A 16,141-nucleotide genomic window follows, 5' to 3' on the forward strand; every position below is an offset into this window, starting at 1 on the left:
CGATCAGCCCTTGACCATGTCGAAGAAGCCGGCCGCCACCACCATCAGCGGGAGCAGCGAGATCAGGGTCGCGGTCTCGACGACGTCCCCGATCCGGCCGCGGCGCACCGACCCGGAGGACGGCACCAGGGTGGTGACGAGCAGGACCGCACCCACCGCCGCGAGGGCGATCGCGGCCTCCGCGCGCCAGGTGTCGTGGATGAGGACCATCGCCAGCGCGATGGAGACGAGTCCCGCGATGCCCGAGACGAGCCCCGCCAGGACCTCCGACCCCGCGCGGTACTGGCGGGTCCGGAACATCACCGCGAGGCAGCAGACCGAGGCGAGGATGGTGCCGAAGACCCCGCGGCCCACCGCGAAGGGGGCGAAGAGGACGAGCAGCGTGCCGACCGTCGCGGAGACGGCCAGCAGGATCTCGTGCGCCACCCGCGCGTCCGCCCCGACCTGGGCGGGGTCGATCTCGTCGGGGTCGGCGGTGATGTCGTGCAGCGAGTAGATCTGGTCGACCTTGGTGCCGGTGACCCCCAGGGCGAGCCACGGGAAGATGCTGCCGGCCAGCACGACCAGGGTCATGACCACCGTGAAGAGGACGCTCGCCTCCCAGCCGGTCACCTGCAGCACGAGGCCGCAGGCCCCGAGGATCGCCCCGACGACCACGCCGGGGATCACCAGCGAGCGACCGTCCTGGAGGCCGACGACGGCGACGACGCCGGTCACCAGCATCGCGCCGCCCGCACAGGCGAGCGGTGCCTGGAGGAGCTCTGCGGGCAGGGGCCACGACCATCCGGGCAGCTCGCCGGGGGCGAGGAGCAGCCCCGCGACGGCGGCGTACAGGACGGCGATCAGGGAGACCGCCACCCCCGCCTCGGGCTCCTCCTGGCTGTGGGCGAGCACGATGCCGCCCACGACCAGCAGGCCGGCCAGCACCGCGGCGGCGAGGCCGCCGAGCAGGCTCTCGCCCTGGAGGAGCAGGGCGAAGGCGCCGAGGCCGAGGAGCAGGGCGCTCGCGCCGAGGGCGGTACGCCGACCGGCGGCGGGCTCCCACGGGCTCAGCTCGTGCTCGACCACGTCGGCCATCGCCTCGACGATGTCGTCGTAGATGCGCGGCGCCTCGTCGTCGATCCCGGCGGTGACGGTCAGCAGGCCGCCGTCCTCCACGCCCTGGATCGTCAGGCCGGCGTCGCCGGCGAGCTGGCGTCCGTCCTGGGCGATGAGGCGGTAGCCCCCGTAGACCGTGGACGCGTCCAGGATGCCGACGCTGCGCGCCAGCTCGGGGACGAGCTCGGCCACCGGGACGGCACCGGGGAGGACGAGGTCGACCCGGCGTGATCCCGAGGCCACCGTCACCCGGACCAGTCCGGATGCGACAGACGCCGCCTGGCTCATGCTGTGCTACCCCCGTGGTCAGTGCATGTCGCCGCCGGCAGAGCCGTGGTCGTCATGCGTCACTTCCGAGTCGTGAGCTCCCCGGTCGGGGAGCAGCCTACATATCCGCATCGCCGTCCGGAGCGGACTGAGGCCGGTCGCCCCGACAGGGACGACCGGCCTCGAGTGCGGGTGTGATCGCGGAGGATCAGAAGCGGTTGGCACCGCGCGAGTCAGCAGCCTTGTACTCGTCGTTGGAGGTCGAGACGTTGGCGCTGGCCTGCTGGAGCAGGACGATCATGTCGGCGATCGCCTGGTCCCACTTGGCCTTGGCCTCGTCGTAGGCCTGCTTGGCGGCACCGGTCCAGTCGGAGGCGAGCGGCTTGAGGTCGCCCTCGAGCTGGTCGAGGCGGGTCTGGATGTCCTTGGCCGCCGTCATGACGTCCTGGGACCCAGCGTCGAGCTTGCCGTGCTGGACATTGATTCCATCGAAACCGGTCATTGCAGTTCTCTCCTGAAGTCTGTGGTGGGTGGCGCGGTCAGCCGAGGCGGTTCTGGAGGTTCATGTGAGTCTGCGACTGCGACTCGTCCGTCTTCATGTTGTCCTTCTCGGTCTCCTGCATCGACATGGAGAGCTGGTCGAGAGCCTTGAGGATCGTCTCCTGCTTCTCCTGCCACGCGAGCATGAGGTTGCTGAACGCGGAGGCGCCCTGGCCACCCCAACCGCCCATCATCTCCGAGACGCGGTCGCTGAGGATGTTGCACTTGCCCTTGACGTCGCCGCGAGCGGTGTTGACGTACTCCGCACCCTGGGAGAGCGCCTTCTCTGTCTGGCTGAGGTTGGTCATGTCAATCCTTCCCCCTCGGCGGCTTGACCCCCGAGTTCACTGGTTGAGGTGCTCCGCCTGCGGGGAGGCACCGTGGTGATGAAGCAGTGTGCTGATGAAGCTCTGGCTGGTTCGGGGAGACGTCCCGGCCCCCCGTGCCGAGGTCGATGTACCCGAGCGATCAGGGCCTAAACCTCAGGACGTGATTTCCCACAGGCTGCGGAAGAAGCCGGAGGCGACGACCGTCGCGGCGAACGCGAAGGAGCCGCACAGCCCCTCGGCCAGCTCGGCACGGCGCGACCACCACACCGACCGCCAGCCCCGACCCGTCGCGACCGCCGCCGCCAGGCAGACGCCCCCGAGCAGGAGCAGCACGACCAGCGCGACGAGGACCGCCGTCGGGGACACGTCGCCGACCAGGAAGCCGAGGAGCCACAGCCAGCAGGCCAGTCCGCCGACCCGCAGCAGCCGACGTGCGGTCGTGTGGCGGTAGGACCGGGCCGCGAGCAGGATGCTGGCACCGGCGAAGAAGGCGAGCGCACGCGCGCCGATGCGGTCGAGGTCGATGGTGGCGGTGGCGAGCAGCAGCGGGGTGGCCACGACCGCGGTCACCATGATGGCCGCGCAGGCCGCGGTGACCGTCCGGGTCGCGCCGGCGACCAGCTGCCGCATGGCGGCCGCCGACACGACGATGCGCCCGCGTCCCGCGCGGCCGCCGTCACGCGCCGACCAGGCGGTGACCGCGAGCCGGTCGAGGTCGATGAGCGTCTCGTCGGGTACGTCGATCGCGAGCGACGGCACGAAGCGCGCGGCGAGCATCGCCACGAGCACCAGGACGGCCCAGGCGACGCGCCCGTCCCACTCCAGGAGGGGGGTGATGCCGCAGACCGCGAAGACGACCAGCCCCGCGACGATCCACACCTGCAGGGCCTCGTCGCGATCGGGCCCCAGGGCCAGGGCGACCGCGGCGATGACGCCGGCCGAGACCGCGCTGACCGCCACGACGGCCGGGAGCAGGTGGACGCCGGGCTCGTGGACGGCGGCGAACGCCGCGGCCGCACCGAACGCCGGGGCCGCGGCCGCGCGTTGGGCGGCATGTCGGCCCAGCGGCAGCGTGGAGGCGAGCGCGCACACCATGAGCAGCCCGACGGTGGTGGTGCGCAGCGCGTCGTCGGCGGCCTGGGCGGCGTACCACGCGGCGAGCGCGGCGGCGGCGGCCGCGAGGCCCATCACCACCGCGGCGAACGCAGGGGTGTCCGCCAGGAGGTCGGTGCGGTCCTGGTCCTCGTCGCGGGGACGGGTGCGGTGCACGCCGGTGGTGGCGACCAGCACCGCCCCGGACCCCACCCCGGCGCTCGCCAGGGTGCGGTCGGCGGTCAGCAGCTCGCCGAGAGGGGTCTGGAGCAGCGGGATGCCGGCGACACCGGTCTGGGCGGCGTACTCCCGGGCCACGTCGACCGAGGTCGCCCCCTCGGGCACCACCAGGTCGAGCACCCCGGCCGGGCCGTGCACGCTGACCGCGATGGTCGAGGCGAGCACGGGGTTCGGCTGCGCGTCGGTCACGACTTCCCCCATGATCCTCATCTGCGCCGGCGTCGACCGGCGACGTGCAGGCTAGTCGCTGCTGAGCGGCGCACCTATCATCAACGCGACCATTCGGGTATGGCTAGGGGGAACGCGTGAGCACGACACTGCGTGGGGGGCACCGGCTCGACGAGCCGGAGATGCCCGGCGGACAGATCGTCCTCCAGCCGCCACCGGAGATCCAGGAGAGCGAGGGCGCCAGCGGCGTCCTGATGAACGCCATCCCGATGCTCGGCAGCCTCGGCTCCATCGTGCTCGTGGCGACCATGGGCGGCGGGGCCAACAAGACCCGCAGCTTCCTGGCGGCGGGGATGTTCCTCTTCGCCACGCTGGGCTTCATCATCGTCCAGATCGACCGGCAGCGTAAGCAGCGGGCACAGCAGGTGACCGGGTCGCGCACGGAGTACCTGCGCTACCTCGCCAACATCCGCAAGGTCGCGCGCAGCGCCGCCGAGCAGCAGCGCCGAGCCCTCAACTGGCACCACCCCGAGCCGTCCGCACTGCCCGCACTGGCCGAGGAGCGCACCCGGCTCTGGGAGCACGGGCCGGGCGACGCCAACTTCATGCACGTGCGCTACGGCCTGTGCTCGCAGCCGCTGTCCACCGAGCTGGTCCCGCCGGAGAGCGCGCCCGTCGACCAGGTCGACCCGGCCGCGGCGTCGGCGCTGCACCGACTGCTGGTCGTCCACCGGGTGCAGCCGAACCTGCCCGCCTCCATCGACCTGCGCGCCTTCGACCGCGTCGAGATCTGCGGTCCCGAGGACGAGGCGCGCGCCGCTGCCCGCGCGATGATCCTGTCGGCCACCACCTTCCACAACCCCGACCAGCTGGTCGTGGCGATCCTCAGCTCGGAGCAGAACCTCACCCACTGGGACTGGATCAAGTGGCTGCCGCACGCCCAGAGCGCCCGTGAGGTCGACGCGGTCGGTCCCATGCGCCTGGTCACCACGTCCATCGAGGACCTGGGCCAGCTGCTCCCGCCCGACCTCAGCGACCGGCCCCGCTTCGGCGCCGACGAACGACCGCCGACCCCGCACATCCTGCTGGTGATCGACGGCGGGCACCTGCCCCCCGGCAACCACATCGTGCCCCCCGACGGCCTGCACGGCGTCACCCTGCTCGACCTGCCCTCGCGCTGGGACGAGCTCGAGGACTCCACGCGCCTGCGCCTGCAGTTCGCCGAGGGCCGCCCCCAGCTGGGCAAGATGCCGATCCTGGCGATCCGGGTCCGCGAGGAGCCGATCAAGGCGCTCATCGACCAGTGCGACATCGCGACCGCCGAGGCCTTCGCCCGCCGCCTCGCGCCGCTCAAGACCATCAGCGCCGACGCCTCCAGCGGCGCGGCCGTGGACATCACCTCCACGACGCCCGACCACATGGAGCTGCTCGGGCTCGGCGACATCCACACCTACGACACCGCCACCGCCTGGCGCCCGCGTCCGGCGCGCGACCGGCTCCGCGTACCGATCGGCATCGGCGACAGCGGCGGCCTCGTGCACCTCGACATCAAGGAGTCGGCCCAGCAGGGCATGGGTCCCCACGGCCTGGTCATCGGCGCCACCGGCTCCGGCAAGTCGGAGTTCCTGCGGACCCTGGTGCTCGGGCTGACGATGACGCACTCGTCCGAGCAGCTCAACCTCGTGCTCGTCGACTTCAAGGGCGGCGCGACCTTCGCCGGCATGGCCGACATGCCGCACGTGTCGGCGGTCATCACCAACCTCGCCAACGAGCTCACCCTGGTCGACCGCATGCAGGACGCGCTGTCCGGCGAGATGACGCGGCGCCAGGAGCTCCTGCGCGACGCGGGCAACTACGCCTCGATCCGCGACTACGAGAAGGCGCGCGCCAACGGCGAGGACCTCGCCCCCATGCCGTCGCTGTTCATCGTCGTCGACGAGTTCTCCGAGATGCTCTCGGCCAAGCCGGAGTTCATCGACCTCTTCGTCGCCATCGGCCGCCTCGGCCGCTCGCTCGGCCTGCACCTGCTGCTCGCCTCGCAGCGCCTCGAGGAGGGACGCCTGCGCGGCCTCGAGTCGCACCTGTCCTACCGCGTCGGCCTGCGCACCTTCTCGGCCGGCGAGTCCCGTGCCGTGCTGGGCGTGCCCGACGCCTACGAGCTGCCGGCCGTGCCCGGCCTGGGCTACCTCAAGCCCGACCAGTCGACGCTGCTGCGCTTCAAGGCCGCCTACGTCTCGGGCCCGCCGTCGGGACGATCGCGCGTGCGCCGCGACGAGGGGGGCCACGTCCGCGGCATCCTGCCCTACACGATCTCCGAGGTGCAGGCCCTCGAGCCGCTGGACACCGAGGTCGACGAGGCCCCGGTCGCCAGCCAGCAGCAGGGCGAGCAGCCCTCGCTGCTCGACGTGGCCGTGCAACGGATGATCGGCCAGGGCATGCCGGCCCACCAGGTGTGGCTGCCGCCGCTGGACGTGCCCGACACCCTCGACGAGCTGATGGCCGACCTCGTCGAGGACCCCGACCTGGGCCTCGTCTCGCCGCGCTGGCGCAACGTCCCGGGCCTGGTCGTGCCGCTCGGCACCGTCGACCGGCCGCGCGAGCAGCGTCGCGACACCATGACGCTCAACCTCACCGGCGCGAGCGGCCACGTGGCCGTCATCGGCGGGCCGCGGTCCGGCAAGAGCACGCTGCTGCGCACCATCGTGACCAGCATGAGCCTGGTCTCGACCCCGCGGGAGTCGCAGTTCTTCGTGCTCGACTTCGGGGGCGGCACGTTCGCCCCGCTGGCCCGCTTCCCGCACGTCTCGGGCGTGGCCACCCGCTCCGAGCCCGACGTCGTACGCCGCGTGATCGCCGAGGTGCAGGGCGTCGTGGACCGTCGCGAGGCCTACTTCCGCCAGAACGGCATCGACTCGATCGAGACCTACCGCAGCCGCCGGGCCCAGGGCCGGGCCGACGACGGCTGGGGCGACGTGTTCCTCGTCGTCGACGGCTGGAGCACGTTGCGCGCGGAGTTCGACGACATCGAGATGGAGCTGCAGCAGCTCGCGGGCCGCGGCCTGACCTTCGGCATCCACATCATCGCGGCCTCCGGCCGGTGGGCCGACTTCCGGGCCGCGATGCGCGACGTCTTCGGCTCCAAGCTCGAGCTGCGCCTCGGCGACCCGCTCGACTCCGAGATCGACCGCAAGGTCGCCGCCCTGGTGCCGACCGGTCGTCCCGGGCGGGGCCTCGTGCCGAGCAAGCTGCACTTCCTGGCCGCGCTGCCGCGCATCGACGGGGACGCCGACGCGGCCACGCTGGGCGACGGCGTGGACGACCTGATCGACCGGGCGTCCGTCGCGTGGAAGGGCGACCCCGGCCCCAAGCTGCGGCTGCTGCCCGAGATGGTCACCCTCGACAAGATCCGCGAGGACGCACTGCGCCGCAACCTGCCCGAGAAGAAGCTGCTCATCGGCATCAACGAGCGCGAGCTCGCCCCGGTGGGGATCGACGCCTCCTCCGAGCCGCACATGCTCGTCTTCGGCGACGGCCAGTCCGGCAAGAGCGCCCTGCTGCGCAACTACCTCCAGGAGGTCATGCGCACGCGGACCCCGAAGGAGGCGCAGATCGTGGTCGTCGACTACCGGCGCTCCCTGCTGGGCGAGGTGCCGGACGAGTACCTGCTCAACTACCTCACCTCCGCCACCCAGGCGACGCCGACGCTCAAGGACATCGCCAGCTACCTCGAGAGCCGCATCCCCGGCCCGGACGTCACCCCGGACCAGCTGCGCAACCGCTCGTGGTGGACCGGCGCCGAGGTGTTCGTGGTCGTCGACGACTACGACCTGGTGGCCACCCAGCAGTCGTCGCCGGTGCAGGCGCTCCAGCCGCTCATGGCGCAGGCCCGCGACACCGGGCTGCACGTCGTGGTGGCCCGACGCGTGGGCGGCGCCTCCCGCGCCCTCTACGACCCGGTCATCCAGTCGATGCGCGACCTCGCGATGCCCGGCGTGCTGCTCTCCGGTCCCCGCGACGAGGGCGTGCTCATCGGCAACCTCCGCCCGCAGCCGGCACCGCCCGGGCGCGCGCGGGTCGTCACGCGCGACGGCGGCACCGAGGTCACCCAGCTGGCGTGGACCGAGCCGACGATGTAGCGGGGCTCGCGCGTACACGCGCGGACCTTGGTCGGCCGACGCCACCACCTACAGCCGTGGCGAGGGGTCGCGACGCGAGTTGTGTCCGCGTGTCTGCGCGGACGCTGCCAGCTGCGGCCCTCAGCGGCGACCCGACTTGAACATCCCCCGCGCGATCTCGCGGGCCGCCGTACGCATGAAGTCCTTGAAGACCGGTGACGTGACCACGTCCATCACCAGGCCGTCGTCGTCCCGGGGCGCCGGGGCGGGCTTCCGGCTACGCCCGGCCTTGGTCTCGCGCGCCTGCTCCTTCGCGCGGGCGTCCTCCTCGGCCTTGCGGGCGCCCTCCTCGAGGCGGGCCGCCAGCTTCTCGCGGGCGGACTCGCGGTCGACGACCTGGCTGTACGTCGTCCAGCGCGGCGAGGCCTTCACGGCCGCCTCCATCGCCGCGGCGTCGGCCGTGCCCATGAGCGACTCCGGGGCGCGCAGGCGGGTCCAGGCGACCGGGGTGGGGGCGCCGCGCTCGTTCATCACGGTGACCACGGCCTCGCCGATCCCGAGCGAGGTGATGACCTCGCCGAGGTCGTCGTAGGCCGACTTCGGGTAGGTGTTGACGGTCTGCTTGAGCGCCTTGGCGTCGTTGGGGGTGTGCGCGCGCAGCTGGTGCTGGATGCGCGAGCCGAGCTGGGCGAGCACGTCGTCGGGGACGTCGGTCGGGCTCTGGGTCACGAAGAAGACCCCGACGCCCTTGGAGCGGATGAGGCGCACCGTCTGGGCGATCTGGTCGAGGAAGGCGTCACTGGCGTCGTTGAACAGCAGGTGGGCCTCGTCGAAGAAGAAGACGAGCTTGGGCCGCTCGGCGTCACCGATCTCGGGCAGGTCGTGGAAGAGGTCGGCGAGCAGCCACATCAGGAACGTCGAGAAGACGGCGGGCCGGCTCTGCAGGTCGGGCAGCTCGACCAGGCTGATGACCCCGCGGCCGTCCTCGGTGGTCTGCAGGAGCTCGCGCGAGTCGAACTCCGGCTCACCGAAGAACGCGTCCGCGCCCTGGTCCTGGAAGGCGATGAGCTCGCGCAGGATCACCCCCGCGGTGGCACTGGAGAGGCCCCCGAGCTCCTTGAGCTCGGGACGGCCCTCGTCGCTGGTGAGGTGCTGCACGACGGCGCGCAGGTCGGCCAGGTCGAGCAGCGGCAGGCCGGCCCGGTCGGCGTAGTGGAAGACCAGCCCCAGGCTCGACTCCTGGGTCTCGTTGAGGCCGAGCACCTTGCTCAGCAGGAGCGGCCCGAACGCCGACATCGTCACCCGCAGCGGCACGCCGATGCCCTCGCCGCCCAGCGCGTAGAGCTCCACCGGGAAGCCGGTCGCGGTCCACTGCTGGCCGACGGAGGACGCGCGCTCCTCGATCCTGGGACCTCCCTCGCCCGGGACGCTGAGCCCCGAGAGGTCGCCCTTGATGTCGGCGGCGAAGACCGGGACCCCCTGCGCGCTGAGCTGCTCGGCGAGCAGCTGCAGGGTCTTGGTCTTGCCGGTCCCCGTGGCGCCCGCGACCAGTCCGTGGCGGTTGAGCATCGAGAGCGGGATCCGCACCCGTACGTCGGACAGCTCGGTCGCGTCGAGCATCAGCCCGCCGAGCTCGAGGGCGGTCCCCTCGAACGCGTAGCCCGGGGCGACCGCCGCGGCGATCGGGTGCTGGGCGGCGGCAGCGGTGGTGGCCGCGGGATCGGTGGCGGACCCCGCAGCGGGAGCCGGTGCGGTCGACTGGTCGGGCGTGTCCGTCATGGCGCGAGCCTAACCAGCACGCGCGGGCGCGCGGAGGGCGTCGTTATAGTCACCGCGTGATCTTCAAGCGCGTGGGCGACGGACGCCCCTACCCCGCTCACGGGTTGACCTCGCGCGACTGGGCGGCCATCCCGCCCCGGCAAGTGCGCCTCGACCAGCTGGTCACCACCAAGGACACCCTCCAGCTCGCGGCCCTGCTGGACGAGGACTCGACGTTCTACGGCGACCTCTTCGCCCACGTGGTGTCGTGGCAGGGCGACCTCTACCTGGAGGACGGGCTGCACCGGGCCCTCCGGGCCGCCCTCCACCAGCGCAACGTCCTGCACGCCCGCGTCCACGAGCTGGCCGGCTGATGGGGGACGGTCTCCGCTCCGCCCTGACGTTGGGCGGGCTCTGCCTGCTGATGCTCCTCGCCGGCGCGTGGGGCTGGCAGGCGCTCACCCAGCCCCTCCCCGACAACGCCCCGGCGCCGCTGTGCACCGACACCACGGTGTCGGCCGGCACCGAGATCTTCCGCGACCAGGTCGCGGTGAGCGTCTTCAACGGCAGCTCCCGCTCGGGCCTGGCCGGCGCCACCCTCGAGCTGCTCGAGGACCGCGGCTTCGTCGGGGCCGACACCGGTAACGCTCCCCAGCCGGTGCGGCGCGTGGAGATCTGGACCGACGACCCGAAGAACCCCGCCGTGCGCCTGGTCAAGCGGCAGTTCCGGCAGGCGCGGGTGGTCCCGGGCACCGAGGTCGACGGGGAGCCCCTCGGCCGCGGCGTCGTGGTGGTGCTGGGGCAGTCCTACACGTCGCTGCGCGACGGCGGGGTCGAGTCCGTCAAGGCGCGAGGGGACGCGACGTTCTGCAGCCCGCCCGGGTCCTGACCGGACCGGCTCCCCGGGCCCTCAGCCGCGCTCGGGGCGTCGCCGGGTCGCGCTGTTCCACTGGGCCAACCGGCCACCGTCGGAGACCTGGCGCAGCCGCTCCTCGGTGGCGATCCGTGCCTTGCGCGGGGTCACCACCAGCAGGTCGTCGCCGTGCCGCAGGACGGTACGCCGCTCCGGCACCAGCACCTCGCCCTGCCGGACGACCAGGGTGACCGAGGCACCCTGGGGCAGCCGCAGCTCTCCGACCTCGACGCCGTGCATCCGCGAGACGGGGCTGATCGACACCTGCAGGAGGTCGGCGGCGACCCGTTCGAGCGGGGCGGCCTCGACGTCGATCCCCCGGGGCTCGGAGCGGCGGGTGACCCGGAGCCACCGGGCGACCACGGGGAGGGTCGGACCGGTCAGCAGGGTGTAGACGACCACCATCACGAAGACGATGTCGAAGAGGTGGTCGGCTTCATCGACGCCCTCGGCCAGGGCAATCGTGGTGAGCACGATCGGCACGGCGCCCCGCAGGCCGGCCCACGAGATGAAGGCGAGCTCCCGCAGGGGCATCGGCCGCACGACCGAGCTGACCAGCACCGACAGGGGCCGGGCCACGAAGGTCAGGATCAGCCCGGTGACCAGCGCCAGCCCCACGATCTCGAGGGTGATCCGGTCCGGCGAGAGCAGCAGCCCGAGCATCACGAAGAGCCCGATCTGGGCCAGCCACGCCACGCCCTCGGCGAAGGACTTGGTGGCCGTGCGGTGGGGCAGCTCGGAGTTGCCGAGGATGAGCGCGGCCACGTAGATCGCCGCGAAGCCGGACGCGTGCACGGCGGCAGCGGCGCCGTACGCCACGAAGGTGAGGCACAGCACCGACAGCGGGTAGAGGCCCGAGGACGGCAGGGCGGCGCGACGCATCACCCAGCCGCCGCCGACCCCGACGGCCAGGCCCGCCAGCACACCCACCGCGAGCTCGAAGACGATCGTCCCGGCGACCCCGGCGATGCCGCTGCTGGCGGCCGCACCGGTGGAGATGACACCGACCAGCACCACCGTCGGGGCGTCATTGAGGCCGGACTCCGCCTCGAGCGCCCCCGTCAGCCGTTTGGGGAGCGGGACGACCCGCAGCACCGAGAAGACGGCCGCGGCGTCGGTCGGCGAGCACACCGCACCGAGCAGCACCGCCAGCTCCCACGGCAGCCCGAGGAGGTAGTGGGCGCCGACGGCGACCACCGCGACCGAGATGGCGACCCCCACGGTGGCGAGCGAGACTCCCAGGGGGATGGAGGGCCGCACCTCGACCCAGCTGGTGGCCAGGCCACCCTCGGCCAGGATCAGCGCCAGCGCCCCGAAGCCCAGCGCGTGGGCGAGCTGGGCGTCCTCGAACTGGATCCCGAAGCCCGCCTCGCCGAGCACCACCCCCATGAGGAGGTAGATCAGCAGGCTGGGGAGCCCCGCGCGTGCCGAGACCCGGACGGCCAGGATCGCGGCCAGCGTGACGAGGGAGCCGACCAGCAGGAACGAGTCGAGCTGGTGCACATCGAAGGTCACGCCACCCCATCCCCGCCGTCGTCGAGCCCTGATCCTATCGGCGGTACGGGACGGGCCCCGACCGCCAACGCGCGCGTGACACGATCGAGGCCATGAGCGATCGGTGGTCGGTGGCCCGGCGGGCGAACGTCCCGCCCTTCCACGTGATGGACCTGTTGGCCGCGTCGGCGGAGCGGCAGCGCACGCACGGGGACCTGGTCAACATGGTCGCCGGCCAGCCCTCGACGGGTGCACCCGCCCCGGTCACCGACGAGGCCGTGCGGCTGCTGCGCAGCGGCGACCCGCTCGGCTACACCGTCGCGTCCGGCGTGCCCGAGCTGCGCGACGCGATCGCCGGGCACCACCGACGCATGCACGGCATCGACGTCACGCCCGACGACGTGGTGGTCACCACCGGCTCGAGCGGCGGCTTCCTGCTCGCCTTCCTCGCCGCCTTCGAGCCGGGCGACCGGGTGGCGATGGCCCGGCCCGGCTACCCCTGCTACCGCAACGTGCTGACCGCCCTGGGCTGCGACGTGGTGGAGGTCCCGTGCGGACCCGAGAACCGCTTCCAGCCGACCGTCGAGCAGCTGGAGGAGCTGGGGGACGTCCGCGGCCTGGTGGTGGCCAGTCCCGCGAACCCGACCGGCACCATGCTGCTGCCCGAGGAGCTCGCCGCCCTCGCCGCCTGGTGCGAGGCCCGCGGGGTGCAGCTGATATCCGACGAGATCTACCACGGCATCGAGTACGCGCCCCTCGACGGCCGAGCGACCCTGTCCCGCTCCGCGTGGGAGACCTCGCGGGAGGCGATCGTGTTCAGCTCGTTCTCCAAGTACTTCTCCATGACCGGGTGGCGGATCGGCTGGATGCTGGTGCCAGAGCGGCTGCGTCGGGCCGTGGACGTGCTCACCGGCAACTTCACGATCTGCCCGCCCGTCATCGCGCAGCGAGCGTGCGTCGCCGCGTTCACCGAGGCGTCGTACGCCGAGCTGGACGGGCACGTGGCGCGGTACGCCGCCAACCGGCGCCTGCTGCTGGACGGGCTGGCCGTGCTGGGCATCGACCGCCTCGCCCCGGCGGACGGCGCGTTCTACGCCTACGCCGACATCGCGCACCTCACCGACGACTCGATGGCCTGGACGCGGCGGCTGCTGGCCGAGACCGGCGTCGCCCTGGCGCCGGGCATCGACTTCGACACGCAGGCCGGCCGGCAGCACGTGCGCCTCAGCTTCGCGGGCCCCGAGGCGGACGTCCGGACGGGGCTCGAGCGGCTGGCCGACTGGCTGCCCGCGCGGACGTGACGTGCGACTCGTCCAGCGCAGGGGTGATTCGAGGTTTGACCACCTGACACGCAGGGAAGGCGACCTGAGGCACCGCGCGCTGAGCGTGGTGCGCCAGCGCACGGGGGTCGACGAAAGGACGTGATCCGATGTACGGCGACACCGCCGCATCGCGCAAGCGAGTCGCCCAGCTGCGCGAGCAGGGAGGTGACATCCGGGCCATGGCCGACCGCCTCGTCGCGCAGGCCGAGAGCGTGCCGTGGACCGGTCGGGCAGCCGAGTCGATGCGGACCCGCATCAAGGAGCGCGCCTCGCACCTGCGCCTGGCCGCCGGGCACCACGACACCGCCGCCGACTCCCTCGCCCGGCACGCGGGCGAGGTCGACGCCCTCAAGGACGCGATCGAGACGATCTCCCACAAGTCCGACGCCCTCGTCAGCGACGCCCGCACCCGGGCCGCCCACGGGGACTCCGCGGGCGAGCCCAGCCGCGAGGACGCCGCGCTGCTGGCGTTCACTCCCCCTCCGGCCGGTCACAAGGACTGGCTGACCGTCGAGCTCCCGGGACTCTGACATGGTGACCATCGACCTCACGACCCCTCCGGTCGAGCCGGCGAGCTTCCTGGACGGCATCCCCCGCCGGATCGCCATCACGCTCCCCGAGCTGCGCCTCGCCGCCCGCGCGGCCGGTGACGCCCCGCTGCCCTTCGACCTGTCCGAGGCGGCCGGTCCCGGTGCCCTCGAGGGCCGCCTGGGCGAGTCCCGCGGCACGGCCGACGAGTCGGCGTACGCCGATGCCCTCGGCTCGCTGCACGACGGCGAGGACACGCTGCGCCGCCGCGGCCTGCTGAGCGACGACGGCCTCGACGCCGGCCTGGCCGGCGCCATCGGCCTGCTCGCCACGCCCCGGCTCGCCCTCGACATCGACGTGGCCGCCGCCGGCAGCCAGGTCAAGGCCTGGCACCGCCAGTCCGACGGGGCCGTGGCCACGCTCGCGACCTGCGACGGCATCGTCTTCGAGCTGGCGTGGTTCCGCGCCGACCAGTGGCCGGGCGAGCTGGCCCGGGTCGCGGCGATCCCCGACGACGTGGACCTGCGCGAGTCAGACGTACCGGCCACGATGGAAGTCCCCTTCCAGCTGGTGGACGCCATCGGCGAGGCCCTGCGCTCCGGGCGCTCCGACCTGGTGCCGGTGCTGATGGAGCACCACGGCGAGGGCGTCCTCGACGCCGACGCCACCCCTCTCGCCGACACCGACGCCGCCACCGCCGTGGCCGCCGTGCACACCGAGGGGCGCGGGCGGCTCCGCGTGCTGGCCGCCGAGGTCACCGAGGCCGCGACCACCAGCGTCGGCGTCGCCTCGTGGGTGCTGCTCGCCGACGGCTGGCACAGCCTCACCCCCCACCAGGAGGACTCCGGACCACGGGTGACCGTGCGCCGGGTGGACCCCGACGACCTGGCGACCGAGCTCGCCCCCGTCCTCGCGCAGGTGATCGCATGAGTGAGCAGGACCTGATCCGTGCGGCGCGCGCCGACGCGTCCTCCGGGACGACCGAGGCCTCGGCCAACGCCGACAAGTACCACGAGATGCTGGCGCTGGCCGACCTCTTCGACAAGGCCGGAGCCGACATGCGCACCCGCGCACGCCTCGGCGCGGAGATCCTCGCAGACGACGACGTCGCGGACTCGGCGGAGCTGTCCCCGGCCACCTTCGCCCAGGCGGAGGAGGACATCCGGGCGGCGACCACCGGCAAGCAGGGACTGCTGACCCGCTCGGTCGAGCTCGATGCCGACGCCCTGGTCGTCCGCGCCACGGTGCTGACCTACCGGTGGATCGACGAGCTCCAGGACGCCGCCTACAAGACACTCGGCTCGATCGCGGGGCGCGCCATCGGCTACCTCGCGCCCGAGGTCGCCCTCGGCGGGGCCATCGTCTCCGCCGGCCTCATCGAGACCGACGCCCTCGACCGGGCCGGCGTCACGTCGTACCTCAACGAGCTCGCCGAGAGCAATCCCGAGCTGATGGACCACATGGCCGGGGTCGGGGGCCTGCTCGACGGCCTCCAGATGCGCTCGCTGCTCACGGCCGGGGTGATGTCGACCGACCGGGGCGCTGCCGCGGCCCGGGGTGGCCTGCGCGCCATCGGGGTCCAGCCGTTCTCCAGCGACGCCGTCTCGGCGCTGCGCGACTCGGCCGCGGGGTTCGCCGAGGAGGCCGAGGTCGCGGAGCCGGTCGACGCCACCACCGGCGACACGGGCGATGCCCCCCGCACCATCGAGGACCTGATGGCCAACCTCGCCGCCGCCGACCGCCGCATCAGCGTCCAGCGCATCGGCGCGGGCCGCTACATCGCCTACCTCCCCGGCCGCCAGGCCGACCAGGGCGGCCGGCTGCGTCTCGTGGGCGGCGACAACGCGTCGTACGTCCGCCAGGTCGTGCGCGCCATCGAGCACGCCGTCCAGGGCGAGGCCGGGGCCCGCGTCATGCTCGTCGGTTCCTCCCACGGGGGGACCGCCGCCGCGGAGATCGCCGCGTCGGCCTCCTCGGACGCCTTCGTCGTCGACCAGGTCGTCACGACGGGGTCCCCGTCGGCACAGGTGCCGACCATCCCGGAGCAGACCCGGGTGCTCTCCCTGGAGGACCGCTCGGACCCGGTCGCGCTGCTCGGCTCGCTCATTAACGCGAGCGTCGGCAACCGGCTCACCGTGGTCTACGACGGCACCGGTGAGGGCACCACGACGCCATACGTCACCGGCGGTCGTGCGGCGGACGCCGCCCAGCACCCGGAGGTGCGCGCCGAGATCGCGCGGATCACCGAGCTCGGCTTCCTCGCCGGCTGACCGGGCG

Annotated in this window: 13 protein-coding genes; 7 read left to right on the top strand and 6 right to left on the bottom strand. The window is 72.9% G+C overall.

The window, feature by feature from the left end:
• Positions 1 to 3: 3 nt before the first annotated feature.
• The 4 genes from eccD to ASG94_RS08410 form a co-directional block, all read right to left on the bottom strand.
• On the bottom strand, positions 4 to 1,386 hold the full coding sequence (gene eccD, locus ASG94_RS08395) for a type VII secretion integral membrane protein EccD (protein WP_056925819.1): 1,383 nt from the start codon (positions 1,384 to 1,386) through the stop codon (positions 4 to 6).
• Between the two features lie 187 nt (positions 1,387 to 1,573).
• Complete coding sequence (locus ASG94_RS08400; protein ID WP_056888162.1) at positions 1,574 to 1,867, bottom strand: WXG100 family type VII secretion target; 294 nt, start codon at positions 1,865 to 1,867, stop codon at positions 1,574 to 1,576.
• Positions 1,868 to 1,904: 37 nt separating this feature from the next.
• Positions 1,905 to 2,213 carry a WXG100 family type VII secretion target gene (locus ASG94_RS08405; RefSeq protein WP_056925820.1) on the bottom strand — a complete coding sequence of 103 codons (309 nt, stop codon included), beginning with the start codon at positions 2,211 to 2,213 and terminating at the stop codon, positions 1,905 to 1,907.
• Between the two features lie 174 nt (positions 2,214 to 2,387).
• On the bottom strand, positions 2,388 to 3,767 hold the full coding sequence (locus tag ASG94_RS08410) for a hypothetical protein (protein WP_156411462.1): 1,380 nt from the start codon (positions 3,765 to 3,767) through the stop codon (positions 2,388 to 2,390).
• Positions 3,768 to 3,871: 104 nt separating this feature from the next.
• Here ASG94_RS08410 and eccCa point away from each other — a divergent pair, with 104 nt between their 5' ends.
• Positions 3,872 to 7,870, top strand: coding sequence for a type VII secretion protein EccCa (gene eccCa / locus ASG94_RS08415; protein WP_235537176.1), 3,999 nt, complete (start codon positions 3,872 to 3,874; stop codon positions 7,868 to 7,870).
• A 120-nt stretch (positions 7,871 to 7,990) separates the two neighbouring features.
• Here the strand turns inward: eccCa and ASG94_RS08420 are convergent, their stop codons facing one another.
• On the bottom strand, positions 7,991 to 9,628 hold the full coding sequence (locus ASG94_RS08420; RefSeq protein ID WP_082624007.1) for a helicase HerA-like domain-containing protein: 1,638 nt from the start codon (positions 9,626 to 9,628) through the stop codon (positions 7,991 to 7,993).
• A 56-nt stretch (positions 9,629 to 9,684) separates the two neighbouring features.
• On the opposite strand from ASG94_RS08420, the gene ASG94_RS08425 reads away from it, so the two are divergent.
• Together ASG94_RS08425 and ASG94_RS08430 are read left to right on the top strand one after the other, a co-directional pair.
• Positions 9,685 to 9,981, top strand: a complete 297-nt coding sequence (locus ASG94_RS08425; protein WP_056925823.1) for a type II toxin-antitoxin system VapB family antitoxin — start codon at positions 9,685 to 9,687, stop codon at positions 9,979 to 9,981.
• Positions 9,981 to 10,496, top strand: coding sequence for a LytR C-terminal domain-containing protein (locus tag ASG94_RS08430; protein ID WP_056925824.1), 516 nt, complete (start codon positions 9,981 to 9,983; stop codon positions 10,494 to 10,496). Before ASG94_RS08425 ends, ASG94_RS08430 begins: the two co-directional genes overlap by 1 nt.
• Positions 10,497 to 10,517: 21 nt before the next feature.
• Here the strand turns inward: ASG94_RS08430 and ASG94_RS08435 are convergent, their stop codons facing one another.
• Complete coding sequence (locus ASG94_RS08435; RefSeq protein ID WP_056925825.1) at positions 10,518 to 12,035, bottom strand: potassium/proton antiporter; 1,518 nt, start codon at positions 12,033 to 12,035, stop codon at positions 10,518 to 10,520.
• Between the two features lie 92 nt (positions 12,036 to 12,127).
• On the opposite strand from ASG94_RS08435, the gene ASG94_RS08440 reads away from it, so the two are divergent.
• The 4 genes from ASG94_RS08440 to ASG94_RS08455 all read left to right on the top strand — a co-directional run bounded on the left by ASG94_RS08440 (position 12,128) and on the right by ASG94_RS08455 (position 16,134).
• Positions 12,128 to 13,315: a pyridoxal phosphate-dependent aminotransferase gene (locus ASG94_RS08440; RefSeq protein WP_056925826.1), complete on the top strand. Its 1,188-nt coding sequence runs from the start codon at positions 12,128 to 12,130 to the stop codon at positions 13,313 to 13,315.
• Between the two features lie 128 nt (positions 13,316 to 13,443).
• The gene (locus ASG94_RS08445) at positions 13,444 to 13,866 is read left to right on the top strand and encodes a hypothetical protein (RefSeq protein WP_082624008.1); all 423 of its coding nucleotides are present in this window, start codon (positions 13,444 to 13,446) and stop codon (positions 13,864 to 13,866) included.
• A 1-nt stretch (position 13,867) separates the two neighbouring features.
• A complete protein-coding gene (locus ASG94_RS08450; RefSeq protein WP_056925827.1) occupies positions 13,868 to 14,794 on the top strand; it encodes a hypothetical protein in 927 nt (308 codons plus the stop codon).
• Positions 14,791 to 16,134, top strand: a complete 1,344-nt coding sequence (locus ASG94_RS08455; protein ID WP_056925828.1) for a hypothetical protein — start codon at positions 14,791 to 14,793, stop codon at positions 16,132 to 16,134. Before ASG94_RS08450 ends, ASG94_RS08455 begins: the two co-directional genes overlap by 4 nt.
• Positions 16,135 to 16,141: the final 7 nt, after the last annotated feature.

The sequence above is a fragment of the Nocardioides sp. Soil805 genome (assembly GCF_001429625.1).
GTDB lineage: Bacteria > Actinomycetota > Actinomycetes > Propionibacteriales > Nocardioidaceae > Nocardioides.

Bases quoted from the DNA above. Each gene is read 5' to 3' on its own strand.
- ASG94_RS08430 (WP_056925824.1), top strand. From the start codon at position 9,981: ATGGGGGACGGTCTCCGCTCCGCCCTGACGTTGGGCGGGCTCTGCCTG.
- ASG94_RS08405 (WP_056925820.1), bottom strand. From the start codon at position 2,213: ATGACCAACCTCAGCCAGACAGAGAAGGCGCTCTCCCAGGGTGCGGAG.
- ASG94_RS08420 (WP_082624007.1), bottom strand. From the start codon at position 9,628: ATGACGGACACGCCCGACCAGTCGACCGCACCGGCTCCCGCTGCGGGG.
- ASG94_RS08410 (WP_156411462.1), bottom strand. From the start codon at position 3,767: ATGGGGGAAGTCGTGACCGACGCGCAGCCGAACCCCGTGCTCGCCTCG.
- ASG94_RS08450 (WP_056925827.1), top strand. From the start codon at position 13,868: ATGGTGACCATCGACCTCACGACCCCTCCGGTCGAGCCGGCGAGCTTC.
- ASG94_RS08455 (WP_056925828.1), top strand. From the start codon at position 14,791: ATGAGTGAGCAGGACCTGATCCGTGCGGCGCGCGCCGACGCGTCCTCC.
- ASG94_RS08400 (WP_056888162.1), bottom strand. From the start codon at position 1,867: ATGACCGGTTTCGATGGAATCAATGTCCAGCACGGCAAGCTCGACGCT.
- ASG94_RS08445 (WP_082624008.1), top strand. From the start codon at position 13,444: ATGTACGGCGACACCGCCGCATCGCGCAAGCGAGTCGCCCAGCTGCGC.
- eccD (WP_056925819.1), bottom strand. From the start codon at position 1,386: ATGAGCCAGGCGGCGTCTGTCGCATCCGGACTGGTCCGGGTGACGGTG.
- ASG94_RS08440 (WP_056925826.1), top strand. From the start codon at position 12,128: ATGAGCGATCGGTGGTCGGTGGCCCGGCGGGCGAACGTCCCGCCCTTC.